The sequence below is a fragment of the Kitasatospora sp. NPDC050463 genome (genome assembly GCF_040655255.1).
Classification (GTDB): Bacteria; Actinomycetota; Actinomycetes; order Streptomycetales; family Streptomycetaceae; genus Kitasatospora.
Genome location: NZ_JBFAJO010000244.1, coordinates 1 through 1,004 on the forward strand (window position 1 = coordinate 1; position 1,004 = coordinate 1,004).

Consider the following 1,004-nt stretch of genomic DNA (forward strand, 5'->3'; position numbering starts at 1 on the left):
AGCTGGTCGACTACGGCGTGGTCGGTGACCTCTTCGCCGTGCTGCCGCAGCTCACCGGCGAGGTCCAGGCCCGCAAGGGCTGACCGGACGCGGTCCGAACCCGATACGCCGGAGGGCGTGGCACCGAGTACCCGGTGCCACGCCCTCCGGCGTATCAGGCGCCGCTACGCCCGGCGTACGTTCCGCAGGTGGTCCATGCCTGCCGCGCGCCGTCCGGGCGTATCGCGTGAGCTACTCGGCGTACGCCGCCAGATGCTGGGTGAAGCCGCCCTGGCACGGCGGCAGCGGGCGCGGCTCCACGGGCTCGGCCCGCTCCGGCTCCTCCTGCGGCAGCAGCGTCAGCTCCGGCTGGTCGGAGTCGGCGGCCGGGGTCAGCCGGACCCGCGTACCCACCGGGACGGTGCTGCGCAGGCCGCTGACGATGCACCAGACATCGAAGCCCTCGGCCATCCGGATCAGCGACTTCTGCCGGGCCAGCGGCGTCCGCGCCTGCTCGACGGCGCACCGGCGCACCACGCCGGTGCCCTGGCTGCGCTCCAGTCGCAGCTCGGTGGAGCCGCAGGTGGGGCAGAGCAGCCGCTGGAAGGTCGGGTTGCTGCACCACGTACAGCGCTGGAAGTACAGCGGGGTGCTCTCGATGTCGGCGTCGATGGCTGAGTGGACCACGGTGTCATCTCCCTGCACTCGGACTGGGCTTCCGGCTCGCTGTGCGCCGCCGGTGTACGGCCGGCATGGACGGCCGGGGTGTGCGTCCCCGGTGTACGTCCGTAGTACGGCCTCCGTACGCCAGCAAAAGGATAGGGAACTCAGTACCGCCCTGTGAAGGCACTGAGTTCCCTTTTTGCTGCACGCATGCATAATGAAGGGTACTGAGTACCGTCGCGAAACAGGAGTACCGATCATGAGCCAGGACTTCGATCTCTTCCGGATCTCCGAGGAGCACGAGATGCTTCGTGAGGCGGTGCGTTCGCTGGCCGAGGCGAAGATCGCTCCGTTCGCGGCGG

Annotated in this window: 1 protein-coding gene; it reads right to left on the reverse strand. The window is 69.4% G+C overall.

Features of this window, described 5'->3' with window-relative positions:
• Positions 1-231: 231 nt before the first annotated feature.
• Positions 232-666, reverse strand: a complete 435-nt coding sequence (locus AB0J08_RS41790) for a hypothetical protein (RefSeq protein WP_360645496.1) — start codon at positions 664-666, stop codon at positions 232-234.
• Between the last annotated feature and the right edge of the window lie 338 nt (positions 667-1,004).